18 protein-coding genes and 1 pseudogene are annotated in these 12,405 nt (G+C 67.5%); 14 read left to right on the top strand and 5 right to left on the bottom strand.

Features of this window, described 5'->3' with window-relative positions:
• Positions 1 to 12: 12 nt before the first annotated feature.
• Together ACOZ4O_RS12300 and ACOZ4O_RS12295 are read right to left on the bottom strand one after the other, a co-directional pair.
• Positions 13 to 231: a hypothetical protein gene (locus tag ACOZ4O_RS12300; RefSeq protein ID WP_424525638.1), complete on the bottom strand. Its 219-nt coding sequence runs from the start codon at positions 229 to 231 to the stop codon at positions 13 to 15.
• A 45-nt stretch (positions 232 to 276) separates the two neighbouring features.
• The gene (locus ACOZ4O_RS12295) at positions 277 to 1,602 is read right to left on the bottom strand and encodes an FAD-dependent oxidoreductase (RefSeq protein ID WP_424525636.1); all 1,326 of its coding nucleotides are present in this window, start codon (positions 1,600 to 1,602) and stop codon (positions 277 to 279) included.
• A gap of 98 nt (positions 1,603 to 1,700) precedes the next feature.
• On the opposite strand from ACOZ4O_RS12295, the gene ACOZ4O_RS12290 reads away from it, so the two are divergent.
• The 3 genes from ACOZ4O_RS12290 to ACOZ4O_RS12280 are packed head-to-tail and all read left to right on the top strand — an operon-like array spanning position 1,701 to position 2,654.
• Positions 1,701 to 1,985, top strand: coding sequence for a DUF357 domain-containing protein (locus tag ACOZ4O_RS12290; RefSeq protein WP_424525634.1), 285 nt, complete (start codon positions 1,701 to 1,703; stop codon positions 1,983 to 1,985).
• A 46-nt stretch (positions 1,986 to 2,031) separates the two neighbouring features.
• Positions 2,032 to 2,424 (top strand): DUF2267 domain-containing protein, encoded by a 393-nt coding sequence (locus tag ACOZ4O_RS12285; protein WP_424525632.1) that lies wholly within the window; start codon positions 2,032 to 2,034, stop codon positions 2,422 to 2,424.
• Positions 2,425 to 2,468: 44 nt separating this feature from the next.
• Entirely contained in the window at positions 2,469 to 2,654 is a 186-nt protein-coding gene (locus ACOZ4O_RS12280) for a hypothetical protein (RefSeq protein WP_424525630.1), read from the top strand.
• Here the strand turns inward: ACOZ4O_RS12280 and ACOZ4O_RS12275 are convergent.
• Positions 2,651 to 3,049 carry a translation initiation factor IF-2 subunit beta gene (locus tag ACOZ4O_RS12275; RefSeq protein WP_424525628.1) on the bottom strand — a complete coding sequence of 133 codons (399 nt, stop codon included), beginning with the start codon at positions 3,047 to 3,049 and terminating at the stop codon, positions 2,651 to 2,653. The two genes, ACOZ4O_RS12280 and ACOZ4O_RS12275, sit on opposite strands and share 4 nt — an antisense overlap.
• Before the next feature lie 126 nt (positions 3,050 to 3,175).
• On the opposite strand from ACOZ4O_RS12275, the gene ACOZ4O_RS12270 reads away from it, so the two are divergent.
• The gene (locus ACOZ4O_RS12270; RefSeq protein ID WP_424525626.1) at positions 3,176 to 3,409 is read left to right on the top strand and encodes a UPF0058 family protein; all 234 of its coding nucleotides are present in this window, start codon (positions 3,176 to 3,178) and stop codon (positions 3,407 to 3,409) included.
• Between the two features lie 38 nt (positions 3,410 to 3,447).
• Here the strand turns inward: ACOZ4O_RS12270 and ACOZ4O_RS12265 are convergent, their stop codons facing one another.
• Positions 3,448 to 3,783, bottom strand: a complete 336-nt coding sequence (locus tag ACOZ4O_RS12265) for a DUF555 domain-containing protein (protein ID WP_424525624.1) — start codon at positions 3,781 to 3,783, stop codon at positions 3,448 to 3,450.
• 94 nt (positions 3,784 to 3,877) lie between these two features.
• Here ACOZ4O_RS12265 and ACOZ4O_RS12260 point away from each other — a divergent pair, with 94 nt between their 5' ends.
• The 6 genes and pseudogenes from ACOZ4O_RS12260 (at position 3,878) to ACOZ4O_RS12235 (ending at position 8,584) form a co-directional block, all read left to right on the top strand.
• Positions 3,878 to 4,768, top strand: coding sequence for a DNA-3-methyladenine glycosylase family protein (locus ACOZ4O_RS12260; RefSeq protein WP_424525622.1), 891 nt, complete (start codon positions 3,878 to 3,880; stop codon positions 4,766 to 4,768).
• Between the two features lie 25 nt (positions 4,769 to 4,793).
• Entirely contained in the window at positions 4,794 to 5,072 is a 279-nt protein-coding gene (locus tag ACOZ4O_RS12255) for an acylphosphatase (RefSeq protein WP_424525620.1), read from the top strand.
• Positions 5,073 to 5,111: 39 nt separating this feature from the next.
• Positions 5,112 to 6,539 carry an NAD(P)H-hydrate dehydratase gene (locus ACOZ4O_RS12250; RefSeq protein WP_424525618.1) on the top strand — a complete coding sequence of 476 codons (1,428 nt, stop codon included), beginning with the start codon at positions 5,112 to 5,114 and terminating at the stop codon, positions 6,537 to 6,539.
• Positions 6,532 to 7,014, top strand: coding sequence for a cyclic pyranopterin monophosphate synthase MoaC (moaC, locus tag ACOZ4O_RS12245; protein WP_424525616.1), 483 nt, complete (start codon positions 6,532 to 6,534; stop codon positions 7,012 to 7,014). The genes ACOZ4O_RS12250 and moaC overlap by 8 nt, the downstream gene beginning before the upstream one ends.
• 52 nt (positions 7,015 to 7,066) lie before the next feature.
• Positions 7,067 to 8,074: pseudogene (locus ACOZ4O_RS12240) on the top strand (NAD(P)H-dependent flavin oxidoreductase).
• A 66-nt stretch (positions 8,075 to 8,140) separates the two neighbouring features.
• Entirely contained in the window at positions 8,141 to 8,584 is a 444-nt protein-coding gene (locus tag ACOZ4O_RS12235) for an acyl-CoA thioesterase (RefSeq protein ID WP_424525614.1), read from the top strand.
• Here the strand turns inward: ACOZ4O_RS12235 and hflX are convergent.
• Positions 8,581 to 9,897, bottom strand: a complete 1,317-nt coding sequence (gene hflX / locus ACOZ4O_RS12230; RefSeq protein WP_424525612.1) for a GTPase HflX — start codon at positions 9,895 to 9,897, stop codon at positions 8,581 to 8,583. The genes ACOZ4O_RS12235 and hflX overlap by 4 nt on opposite strands.
• An 81-nt stretch (positions 9,898 to 9,978) precedes the next feature.
• Here hflX and ACOZ4O_RS12225 point away from each other — a divergent pair, with 81 nt between their 5' ends.
• The 4 genes from ACOZ4O_RS12225 (at position 9,979) to ACOZ4O_RS12210 (ending at position 12,367) form a co-directional block, all read left to right on the top strand.
• Positions 9,979 to 10,299: an FUN14 domain-containing protein gene (locus ACOZ4O_RS12225; RefSeq protein WP_424525610.1), complete on the top strand. Its 321-nt coding sequence runs from the start codon at positions 9,979 to 9,981 to the stop codon at positions 10,297 to 10,299.
• A 138-nt stretch (positions 10,300 to 10,437) separates the two neighbouring features.
• Positions 10,438 to 11,190, top strand: a complete 753-nt coding sequence (locus ACOZ4O_RS12220; protein ID WP_424525608.1) for a hypothetical protein — start codon at positions 10,438 to 10,440, stop codon at positions 11,188 to 11,190.
• Positions 11,191 to 11,311: 121 nt separating this feature from the next.
• Positions 11,312 to 11,698 carry a group I truncated hemoglobin gene (locus ACOZ4O_RS12215; RefSeq protein ID WP_424525606.1) on the top strand — a complete coding sequence of 129 codons (387 nt, stop codon included), beginning with the start codon at positions 11,312 to 11,314 and terminating at the stop codon, positions 11,696 to 11,698.
• 45 nt (positions 11,699 to 11,743) lie between these two features.
• Complete coding sequence (locus tag ACOZ4O_RS12210) at positions 11,744 to 12,367, top strand: helix-turn-helix domain-containing protein (RefSeq protein WP_424525604.1); 624 nt, start codon at positions 11,744 to 11,746, stop codon at positions 12,365 to 12,367.
• Positions 12,368 to 12,405: the final 38 nt, after the last annotated feature.

Genomic DNA, 12,405 nt, shown 5'->3' with positions numbered 1-12,405 from the left:
GTACGTCCAGTACTACGAGTCCTGCGGTTCGCGGAAGCGTTTCACGGGGCCGCGGTCGAACTCGTCGTACCGGCCGCACGCTTTCAGGAGGCGGATGGTGCGCACGCGGTCGATGCGCGCGGTCTGCTGGAGTTCGAGAATCGTCTCCGCGTCGTCCACCATCTCGTGGAACTCCGCGAGCGTGAACGTGTCACTCCGCCGAATCAGATCCTGAGGGTCGGCGGGAGCCATTAATCAACCGTTGCGGACTGCGGGAAAATAAACAGTTCGGTGGTCTCAGTCGTCCGCGGGCGCTTCCCCGCTCGCCGGCTCGGACTCCGCGAGGTCGCCCTGGGTTTCGAGCCACGCGTCGCAGTCGAGCGCGGCCTTACAGCCCATTCCGGCCGCCGTCACCGCCTGCTGGTAGTGGTAGTCCACCACGTCGCCCGCGCCGAACAGGCCGGGGACGCCGGTCGCGGTCTGCCCGCCCCCGGACCCGTCCTGCGTGCGAATGTAGCCCTCGTCGTCCAGGTCTACGCCGGTGCCTTCGAGGTAGTCCGTGTTCGGCGTGTGGCCGATGGCGACGAAGAACGCGCCGACGTCGAGGTCGAACGCCTCCGTCTCGGGGTCGTCCAGTTTCTCCGAGGGATGGCCGTCGGGGTTGCGGACGAGACTCACAGACTCGACGCCGTCCTCGGGCGTGCCGTGGACTTCGGTGGCTTCCGTGTTCCAGAGGACTTCCATGTCGCCGTTCTCGACGTGTTCCTCGATGCGTTCCTCCCAGTAGTCCTCCGCGCGGAGTTCGTCGCGGCGGTGCACGAGGTACACGGTGTCCGCGAACTTCGTGAGGAACGCGGCTTCCTCCGCGGCCGCGTCGCCGCCGCCGACGACGACCATGTCCTCGCCGCGGAAGAACGCGCCGTCGCAGGTCGCACAGGTGGAGACGCCGTACCCCATCAGTTCGTCCTCGCCCGGGATGCCGAGCGTTCGCGCGCTCGCGCCCGACGCCGCGATGACGGAGTCAGCGGTGTACGCGTCGCCGTTCGCGAGTTCGATGCGGAACGGCCGCTCGGAGTCGTCCACGTCCTCGACGACGCCGTGTTCCAGGTCAGCGCCGAAGCGCTGCGCCTGCTCCTTCATGTTGTTGATGAGGTCCGGCCCCGAGATGCCCTCGGGGAATCCGGGATAGTTCTCGACCTCGGTGGTGAGGGTGAGCTGACCGCCCGGCTCGTCGCCCTCGAACAGGAGCGGGTCGTTGTTCGAGCGCGCCGCGTAAATCGCCGCGGTCAGCGCCGCGATACCCGTGCCCGTGATGATGAGCTTCCGGTGTTCCTCCACGTCGTCGCCGGCGTCGTCCGCGATGCCGAGTTTCTCGTCGAGTTCCCCGGTCTGGTCGAGTGCGTGCGTGTCGTCCCAGCCACCGATGAGTTCGTCGTCGATGAACACCTCGGGAGCGGTCTCCCGGCCGTTCGCGCGCTCCGTCATCTCCGCGAACCGCTCGGGGTCGTCGGTGACGTTGTACGTCACGTACTCCACGCCCTTCGCGTCGAAGAGATCCATCGCCTTCTCGCAGTAGGGACAGTCCGTCTTCGTGTATATCTCCACGTGCGGCTGCTCGCTCATGTCCGGATTTCGGGACCGTGGAAGTATGTAGGTTGCGCTGGCGCGGAGTCCCGCCGCCAGTCGAAGCGCTTACCCGCCGCACTCGCGGCGTATCCGGTATGGCCGCAGACCTCGAAGAGAAGACCGAGCGATACGAACGACTGCTCTCGGAGGCATTGGACGCGGCGGAGGTCGCGCCGCCCGCAGACACGCCGCTCGGGGAGGCCGCGCTGGAGTTCGAGGAGATGGCGCAGTCCTACCTGAAGGACGGCCGGCACTTCCGCGAGCAGGACGACCTCGTGAACGCGCTCGCGTCCTTCTCGTACGGCCACGGCTGGATGGACGCCGGCGCGCGAATCGGCGTGTTCGACGTCCCCACCGACGGCCACCTGTTCACGCAGTAGTCCGGCCATCACTCATTTTTGTGGGCGGCAGAAACGCACGGATGTCATGAAGCACGACGAGTTCGTGGGAGAAGTCCAGCATCGGGCGGAACTCCCGTCGCGCGGTCGCGCCATCCGGGCGACCCGCGCGGTCCTGACGACGCTCGGCGAGCGCCTCCAGCCGAACGAGGCGAGCGACCTCGCCGCCGAGCTCCCGCTCGAAATCGACTACTTCCTCCACAATGCTGACTCGGGACAGCTGTTCGACTACGAGGAGTTCACGCAGCGCGTCGCCGAGCGCGCGAACGCCGACCCCGCGGACGCGCACTTCTACGCGCAGGTCGTGACGGACGTGGTGGGCGAGACCGTGCAGTCCACCGAACTCCTCGACGTGACGAGCCAACTCCCCGGGGAGTACGACGACCTCTTCGACCTCGTCGGGGAGGACTACTACGACTGAATACGGCGGCAATCTTTTTCAGAACACCTCCCCCACACCGAACTATGGCACACGAAGCGTACGTGCAGTTAGTCTGCCCCGAGTGCAGTAAGGACTGGGAGATGACGCCGAGCGAACTCCCGAAGCACAACGAGAACTACAGTTGTCCCGACTGTCACGCGACCCGCCGAACGGCCGAATTCATGCGGACGGACCGCGACCTCGAGAACCTCAAAGAACTCCAGAGTTAGACCGCAGACCGCGCACCGCACGCCTCGCAGTGGAGGCGTTCCGACCCGTTCTCGGTTTCGAGGTTCGTGTCCGGCAGCCCGCACTCGGGACACAGAACGTAGGTGTCGACGTAGTCGTCGAGCGTGGCTTTGACGCGGCGCGTACCGAACTCGCCCGTGAAGCGCGCGCGGCCGCTCTCGTCTATCTGGGCGCTCGTCGCGAGTTCGTCCTGAATGAACTTGAGGACGTGGTCCTCGTCGCGGCCGAGTTGGTCGATAGTCTCCTGGAAGTTCTCGTAGACGGTGACGTTCCCCTCCTTGCGGACCGTGGGTTCGGGAACGTCGAATCGGCTCTCGCTCCCGGCGACGTCGGGCTTCTCGCTCATCGCTCGGTCGAGTTGGTCCTCGTAATCCATACCCCGATTTGGGGCGACAGGACGTAAAAGCAGTTCGGCACGAGACGCGCTGAGAAACCCATAGAGAAGTGTGTTAACCTCTCTCAAGATACTACTAAGTCCCCGTAGCCGTTAGAATGTGCTGTCATGAAGAAGCAGGAGCTCATCCACCTGCACGGACTGCTCGCCGAAGTAAGTAACTTCTACGAGGGCGTGAACGACGACGGCGTCACGCTCGACGAATACCAGGACCTCGGGGTGCGACCCACATCCATCCACAAATCGAAAACCGAACACAAAGCGGCCGTGTTCGCACTGGCGTCCGGCATCACGACGTCTGTGGAATCGGAGACCGAGAAGGTCGCTGCGCAGGCTGACTAACCCATCGAGAGTTCTCGCGGTACACGCACGCCACGTAGCTACGCGTCTACCACGTCCACGACGGAAAGCGGGATGTCCGTGAGGTGGCTACCGAGCTCCGAGCGCGCGATGCGGGCGGCGTGTTCGTCGCGCTCAGTATTGTACACGGTGAGTTCGAGTTCGAGCGCGACCAACGCCTCGTCCGCGGCGACGAACGCGGCGTCCTCCTGTTCGCCGCAGTTCGGACACTCGCGGGTCGCCGGTCCGATTTCGACGTAGTTCAGGTCGGGATTGAGCAGGTTCCCAGTCTTGGAGATGGCGATGCGAACGGCTTCGTCGGCGGTCTCGACATCGTAGACGGGGACGGCGGCCTCCAGGACGACGCGGCGGTCCATGGCGGGCCGTCTCTCCCCCGCCGCTATAGTTCTTTGCCCCACGTTACCACGCGAGACCGACGGACACTTGGCCGGGACGCGACCGAGAAGGAGTATGGAATCCGGGTCGATACCCCTCGACTCCCTCGCGTCCGCGTTCGACCTCCAATCCACGCTGGAGTCCGGCCAGTCCTACCTCTGGACGCGCGAGGACGGCGCGACGTACGAGACGGACGGCGCGCACGGCGGCGACGCGTGGTACGCGACCGTCGCGGACGGCGAAGTCGTTCGGGTGCGTCAGACCGACGGCGAACTCGTCTGGGAGGCCACGACGGACGCCGACCGCCTCCTCTTCGACCTCCTCCGCCTGGACGACGACCTCGCCGCGATACGCGCCGCCGCGAACACCGACGCCCTCATCGACGACGCCTACGACCGCTACTGGGGGATGCGCATCGTCTCCGACCCCTTCTTCGGCTGCCTCGTCTCCTTCATCTGCTCGGCGCAGATGCGGGTCGAACGCATCTTCGCCATGCAGGAATCCCTCCGGGAGGCGTACGGCGAGCGTATCGCGTTCGACGGCCGCACCTATCACGCGTTCCCGACGCCGGACGCGCTCGCGGACGCCACAGAGGACGAACTGCGCGACCTCGGTCTCGGCTACCGCGCGCCGTACGTCCAGCGCACCGCCGAACTCGTCGCGTCGGGCGAACTCACCCGTGACGACATCCTCGGGAATGACTACGAGGACGCCCGGGACGCGATGACGGGGTTCGTCGGCGTCGGCGAGAAGGTCGCCGACTGCGTCCTCCTCTTCTCGCTCGACTACCTCGACGCCGTCCCGCTCGACACGTGGATTCGGACCGCCATCGAGGACTACTACCCCGACTGCGCTCGCGGGAACTACGCCGACACGTCGCGCGCGCTCCGCGAGCAGTTCGGGCCGTACGCGGGCTACACCCAAACGTATCTCTTCCACCACCTGCGCAACGGCGGCGGGAACTAAGGCCGACGAACCATCAGAAACGGATATGACCGACCGCGTGCGAGCGCACGTCTTCGTCTCCGGAACCGTGCAGGGCGTCTACTATCGGGCGAACACCCGCGAGGAAGCCAAGTCTCTCGGGGTGACCGGCTGGGTGAAGAACCTCGCAGACGGCCGCGTCGAAGCCGTCTTCGAGGGCGACGAAGACGACGTGGAAGCGATGATAGAGTGGTGTCACACGGGCAGTCCCGCGGCCGACGTGACGGACGTGAGCGTCGAATACGAAACGCCGGAGAATCACGAGTCGTTCGAGATTCGACGGTAGGCCCGCGGATTTACGGCGCGCGAGCGGGTACGCACAGACATGATTTCGAGCAGGCGGATGGCCGCCGTGGACGAGAACGCGGAGGCGCTCGGCGTCTCCCGCAAGCAGTTGATGGAGTCGAGCGGGAACGCGGTCGCGCGCGAGGTTCGGACGGTCGCCGACCCCGGCGCGTCCGTCGCGGTCGTCGCCGGCCGCGGGAACAACGGCGGGGACGCGTTCGTCGCCGCGCGCTTCCTCGCCGACTACGATGTGTCCGTCTCGCTCCTCGGCCGCCCCGAGACCATCAGCACCGACATCAGTCGGGAGAACTGGGACGCGCTCGTCGAGAGCGAAATCCCCGCGGAGGCGGTGTCGGACTCGAAGAACCTCGACCTCGGGCGGCCCGACGTGGTCGTGGACGCGCTGCTCGGGACGGGCGTGTCGGGCGCGCCCCGCGAACCGGAAGCGTCCGCCGTCGACGCCATCAACGCGACCGACGCGACCGTCGTCTCCGTGGACGTGCCGTCCGGGATGGACGCCGACACGGGCGAGACGCCGGGCGCGGTCGTGGACGCCGACCGCGTCGTGACCTTCCACGACGCGAAACCCGGCCTCGACGAGGAGACGGTGACCGTCGCGGACATCGGCATTCCCGAGGCCGCAGAGCTGTTCGTCGGACCGGGCGACCGGAACGTCCTCGGGCGCGACCCGCAGGCGCACAAGGGCGACTTCGGGAAAGTCACCGTCATCGGCGGCGGGCCGTACACGGGCGCGCCGGCGCTGTCGGCGCAGGCGGCGCTCCGCGCGGGCGCGGACCTCGCGTACGTCGCCTGCCCCGAACCGGTCGCGGACGAGGTCCAGGGGTACAGCGAGGACCTCATCGTCGAACCGTTCGTCGGCACGCGCCTCCAGCCGACCCACGTCGATGACCTCCTCGACCGCGCGAGCGAGCGCGACGTGGTCGTTCTGGGCCCGGGTCTCGGCGACGCGGACGACACCCGCCGCGCCGTCCGGAAGTTCCTCGCCGGCTACGAGGGGCGCGCGGTCGTGGACGCCGACGCCCTCTCTGTCGTCCCTGAAGTCGAAACGGACGCGACGCTCGTTTGCACGCCTCATCAGGGCGAGCTAGCGAAGATGGGCGGCCCGCGCGAGTCGGCGTGGCGCGACCGCATGACCGCGGTCGAGGCGTTCGCTTCGGACCTCGACCAGACGATACTCGTGAAGGGCGCGTACGACATCGTCACCGACGGCGAGACGACGCGCGCGAACCGCACGGGCAACCCCGGAATGACCGTCGGCGGAACCGGGGACGTGCTCGCGGGCGCGACCGGCGCGCTCCTCTCCGTCACCGACTCCGTGAACGCCGGTGCGCTCGCCGCGTACGCGAACGGCCGCGCGGGCGACGCCGCCGTCGACGAGAACGGCTACGGCCTGCTCGCGAGCGACCTGCTTACGAGGCTTCCCCACGCACTCTACGACGATGACTGACGACGACCTGACGCACACCACCGAGGACGGCGACGTGCAGATGGTGGACGTGGGCGAGAAACCGGACAGCAAGCGCCGCGCCGTCGCGCGCGGCACGATTCACCTAACGGAGTCGACCGTGGGCGCGATTCGCGACGACGACGTGGGGAAGGGCGACGTGCTCGCCACCGCCCGCGTCGGCACGATACAGGCGGTGAAGCACACGTGGGAGACGATTCCGATGTGTCACCAGATACCCATCACGAACGTCGACACCGACTTCGACGTGCGCGAGGACCGCGTGGTGCTGGAGGTCGCCGTCGAGACCACCGGGAAAACGGGCTGCGAGATGGAAGCCCTGGAGGGCGTGACGACCGGTCTGAACGTCGTCTGGGACATGGTGAAAGCCGCCGAGAAGGACGCCGGCGGGGAGTACCCCGAGACCGGAATCAGCGACGTACGCGTCGTCGAGAAGACGAAGCAGCGGCTAGAGTAAGGACAAGGCGACGCGGGCGAACCTTTTCCGCGGCGGGAATTCTGGAGAGCGTATGGAGACGCCCCTCACCGATTTGGTCGACACCGACCATCCCGTCGTACAGGCTCCCGTCGGGAGCGCGACCTGTCCGGAGTTGGCCGCTGCGGTGTCGAACGCGGGCGGGCTGGGCCACCTCGCGGTCACGTGGCGCGACCCGAGCGACACCCGGGACGCGATAGCGCGGACGCGGGACCTGACCGACCGGCCCTTCGCGGTCAATCTCGTGCTCGACGAGGCGACGACGCAACGTCCGATGTCGGACCACCTCGCGGCCTGCCTCGACGCGGGGGCGGAGGTCGTCTCGCTGTCCTTCGGCGACGCCGCGCCGTACGTCAAGCGCGTCCACGACGCCGGCGGAGTCGTGTTACAGACCGTCGGGAGCGCCGCCGAGGCCCGGGACGCCGCGGCCGCGGGTGTCGACGCGGTCGTCGCGCAGGGCTGGGAGGCCGGCGGTCACGTCCAGAGCGAAGTGGCGACGATGCCGCTGGTGCCTCGCGTCACCGACGCCGTCGACGTTCCGGTGGTGGCGGCCGGCGGCATCGCGGACGGACGAGGAGTCGCGGCGGCGCTGGCGCTCGGTGCCGACGCGGCGTGGCTCGGGACGCGATTCGTGGCGACCGAGGAGGCGAACGTCCATCGGGCGTACCGCGAGCGGGTGGCCGACGCCGACGAGACGGCGACGGTGCACACGGACCTGTTCGACAAGGGCTGGCCGGGCACCCCGCACCGCGTCGTCGAGAACTAGACGGTCGAACTGTGGCGCGAGGCGGCCGAACCGTCCCCGGGCGACCGGCCCGGAGAGGACGAGGTAGTCGCGACGACGGGCGCCGGCGACCCGATCGAACGCTACTCCGAGGCGCTCGCGACGCCGGACGTAGACGGTGACGTCGACGCGATGGCGTTGTTCGCGGGCCAGAGCGCGGGTCTGACCGGCGAGGTGTCGCCCGCGGCGGACGTGGTCGGCGACCTGATGGGCGAAGCCGAGGCGGCGATAGACCGCATCTCGGGTCTTCGGAGCTGAGCGGTCGCCGCGGGTCCCCGACCGGGCCGGACCAACACTCTTCCGCGGTCCCGGTGAACGTCCGGTATGCCGAACCTGATGGAGACGTACATCGAGAACCGGAGCCGCGTCCAGCCGAACCACGCCAACAACCTCGGGGCGGTCCACGGCGGGAACGTGATGAAGTGGATGGACGAGGTGGGCGCGATGGCGGCGATCCGGTTCGCCGGTCAGCCGTGTGTCACGGCCAGTATCGACCACATGGACTTCCAGCGGCCGGTGCCGACCGGCGACACGGTCGTCGTCGAGGCGTACGTCTACGGCGCGGGGAAAACGAGCATCAGGACACGGATTCGGGCGTTCCACGAGAAGCCAGAGACGGGCGAGCGCCAGCAGACCACGGAGTCACGGTTCGTCTTCGTCGCCGTCGACGAGGACGGGGCGCCGTCGCAGGTGCCGGCGCTCTCGATCGACTCGGAACGCGGCGAGGAGTTACTGGCGGCGGCCGAGGAGATGGAAGAGACGGACTAGGCCGACTCCGGGACCGACAGGTCGGACGCTTTCGAGCGCGTCTTCTCGACGACGCTCGGGCGCGCTTCGAAGTCAACCACGACTTCGTCGTCGCCGTAGGAGACGTCGCGGACGTGCGCGTTGTCGTGCACCCAAGAGACGACGCTCATCGTGTCGTCCGTGAGCGGCATCACGAGGCGTTCGCGCTCGCGGTCGGGGAGTTCGTCGTGGATGCGTTCGCGGAGCGCGTCGAGGTTCAGTTCCTCCTTGCCCGACACCGCGACCGGGTCGGGGGCGAGCGCGGACAGCGCCTCCGTCTTCTCCGCGAGTTCGTCCGCGGGAACTTCGTCGACCTTGTTGAGGACGGTGACGATGGGTGCTTCGTTGCGCTCGTAGAGCGTGTCGTGGCTCGTCACGAGTTTCTCCCGGATGTCCTCCACGGGCTCCGTGGCGTCCACCACGAGGAGGACGAGGTCGGACTGGTAGACGGATTCGAGGGTGGATTTGAAGGACTCGACGAGCCAGTGCGGGAGGTCGCTGATGAACCCGACCGTGTCCGTGAGGAGGACGTCACGGTGGTCCATATCGAGCCGGCGCGTCGTCGTGCCGAGCGTCGTGAACAGCATGTCCTGTGACTCCGCGGTGGTGTCGAGGTCGGGGTGGCGCTCCTCGTTCTCGTCCACGTCGAGGTCGGCAGCGAGCGACCGCATCAGCGTGGACTTCCCGGCGTTCGTGTAGCCCGCGAGCGCCACGAGGTCGAACCCGGACTCGCGGCGCTGGTCGCGGCGGTGTTCCTCCGTCTTCTCGATGTTCGCGAGTTCGTCCCGGATGCGGCTGATGCGGTCCTTGATGTCCCGCTCCCGGGACTCGTCGTACTCGCCGAGCCCCATGAATCCGGGTTTCTCGTCGCGCTTCGCGAGGCTGGTCTTCGCCTCGGCGCGCGGGAGTTCGTACCGGAGTTCCGCGAGTTCGACCTGCAACTGGGCCTTCCGGGTCTGCGCGCGCTGACCGAAGATATCGAGAATGAGCGTGAACCGGTCCACGACCTCCACGCCGTCGGGAAGTTTTTGTCCGAGGTTAAAAATCTGGTAGGGGCCGAGGCGGTTGTCGAACACGACTGTGTCCGCGCCGGTGTCCCGTACTACCGTCGCGAGCTCCTCGACCTTCCCCTCGCCGAGTTGGAGCGCGGCGTCGGCTGTCCGTGCCTGCGTGACCTCGCCGACGACGTCGTAGCCCGCCGCGCGAACCAGATCGCGAATCTCGTCGGTGTTCGCGGTGCCCGAGTCGACGCGCTTCGCGACGACCGCCGTGTCGGGTGTACGTGCGCCTGTCACTCACACGAGGGTAGGGGCCGAGAATACTTAAGCACCGGGCGCGGCACAAGAGCCTTAAAAGCGGCCGGCGACGGGTAGGGTATGGCTATAGACATCGACCCGACATCCCTCGGCATCGAGTTCGGGAGCGGCGCCGTCATCGGCGGCATCATCGGGTTCGCGGCGAAGAAAGTCGCGAAGCTCATCGCCGTCCTCGTCGGCCTCGAACTCGCGCTGTTCAAGTTCCTCGAATCCCGCGGCATCCTCACCGTCGACTGGGAACGCCTCACTGCCGGCGCAGTGAAGGCCGGCGAGGCGGCGCAGGGCGGCACCCCGCCCGAGTGGATAAACACCATCCTCTCCACGCTCTCCGTCTCCGCCGGCTTCACGGGCGGTTTCTTCCTCGGGTTCCGGCGCGGATAACTCGGCTTCGACGTTCCGCGGTTCTGCACTCGTTTTGTGTCCGTTCGTCCGATTGTGTGAGGCATTTCCGTGGTATGTGTATCCGTGCCATTATTGTAAGCGAAATTACTTATTCTGCCGGGGCTTCGATTCGAAGGCATGCGAAGGACTGCCCTCCTCGCGGTGACGCTCGCAGCCATGCTCGCACTCGCAGGCTGTGCCGGCACCAGCGGGACCACGACAGCACCGACAACGAACGCGACCACGACGCAGGCGTCCGTCGACTACCCGCCGGGCGTCACCGCTGACGGCGTCGAGAGCGGGTTCGACCTCACCGACGCGCACGCCGAAGCCCTCCGGAGTTCCGACTACGAGGTCACCGAAATCACGACCATCCGCGTGAACGGCTCGGGCTACAAGACGTACATGCAGACCACGAAAGCCGACGGCGACACGATGTCGGCGTCCCGAAGCTACAGCGCGACCCCGCCCGGAACCGACCACAGCAGCGCCCAGTTCTGGGCGAACGCCACCACCGGCGCCATCCAGTACACGCACGACGACGGTAACACCACCACGGCCACCGTCGGCGGCGCCGGCGATACCGACCTCGTCCGCACGCCCGACCAGTGGAGCGAGTACCTCTACACGCTCCTCGCCGCCGGCCAGCTCGAGGTCTCCGAGACCGACGACGGCAACGTCGCGCTCCGCGCGGCCGGTCCCCGCAACGTCACCACGGACTACGGCGAGGGCACGACCGAGAGCCTGAGCGCGACTGTCACGCCCGACGGCTTCGTCACCGACCTCTCCGTGACCTACACGACCACCATCGACGGCGAAACCGCCACCGTCTCGAAGCAGTTCACGTTCGAGCAGGGCGACGTGACCGTCACGAAACCCACCTGGGCGTAACTCCGCCACACGCTCTCTTCTTTCGCGCACCACCGGCCAGTCACGGGTCTTGGTAGCGCCCCACATCGCGAACACGTTCGGGAGTAACTACACCGACCGCGCGCCCCGAGTACCGAGTGCAATGCCTCAAACTATCTACGCCGACATCGGCGGCCGGGACGCCGTCGAGGCCGTCGTCTCCGACTTCTACGACCGCATGTTCGCCGACGACGAACTCACGCCGTACTTCGAGGGCGTCGACAAACAGGCGTTGTTCGCCCACCAAGTCCAGTTCATCAGCGCCGTCGCGGGCGGCCCAATCGAGTACGACGGCGAGGACATGGACGCCGCGCACACCGACATGGGCATCACGCACGAGGCGTTCGACCGGACCGCCGAGAACCTCGAAGCCGCGCTCCGCGAGAACGACGTGCCAGACGAACACATCGAGGCGATTCTGGACGAAGTCGAGGCCCTCCGCGACCCCGTCGTCGAAGAAGACGTCGAACCGCCCGCCGGCGCGGTGTAAGCGACTATCGCCGGCGTTTTTTCGACGCCCGTTCTATCTGGGCGCGTGCCGCGCGCGACACTCGCCATCACGCTCCCCGACGAGATGTGGCTTGCCCCAGTCACCCGCGAGAACCCCGACGCGACGTTCCGCGTGCTCTCCGCACTCCCCGCCGAGGACGGCGCCGGCGTCGGCCTCGTCGAAGCCCGGGGCGTTTCACCGGACGAGATGCGGTCAGTCGTCGCGTCGAGCGACGCCCTCCGCGACGGCGACGTGCTCCCCGCCGAGAACGGCGTGCTCGTGCAGTTCGAGACGCGCACGCCGACGCTCCTCTCCGCGACCCGCTCCGCGAAACTCCCGCTCGACTTCCCGTTCGAGGTCGAGGCGGGCGTGGCGCGCTGGACGCTCACCGCCACCCACGAACGCCTCGCGCGACTCGGCGACGAACTCGACGCACGCGGCGTCGACTACCGACTCGAACGCGTCGACACCGGCGCCCGAGAAGAAACCGACCCGCTCACCGACCGGCAGCGCGACGTGCTGGACGCCGCGGCCGACGCCGGCTACTACGACGAACCGCGCGCGTGCTCGCTTACCGACGTGGCCGACGACGTGGGGCTCGCGAAATCGACCGTGAGCGGCATCCTCCACCGCGCCGAACGCGCGCTCGTCCACGACCACCTCGACTAACAGAAACGCGTAAGAGGAAGCCGAAGAAGGAAATTCGG

The organism is Salarchaeum japonicum, assembly GCF_049705945.1.
In the GTDB taxonomy this organism is placed as follows: domain Archaea; phylum Halobacteriota; class Halobacteria; order Halobacteriales; family Halobacteriaceae; genus Salarchaeum; species Salarchaeum japonicum_A.
Note: the sequence above shows the minus strand (reverse complement) of the source record. Positions and strands in the feature narration are given on the sequence as shown.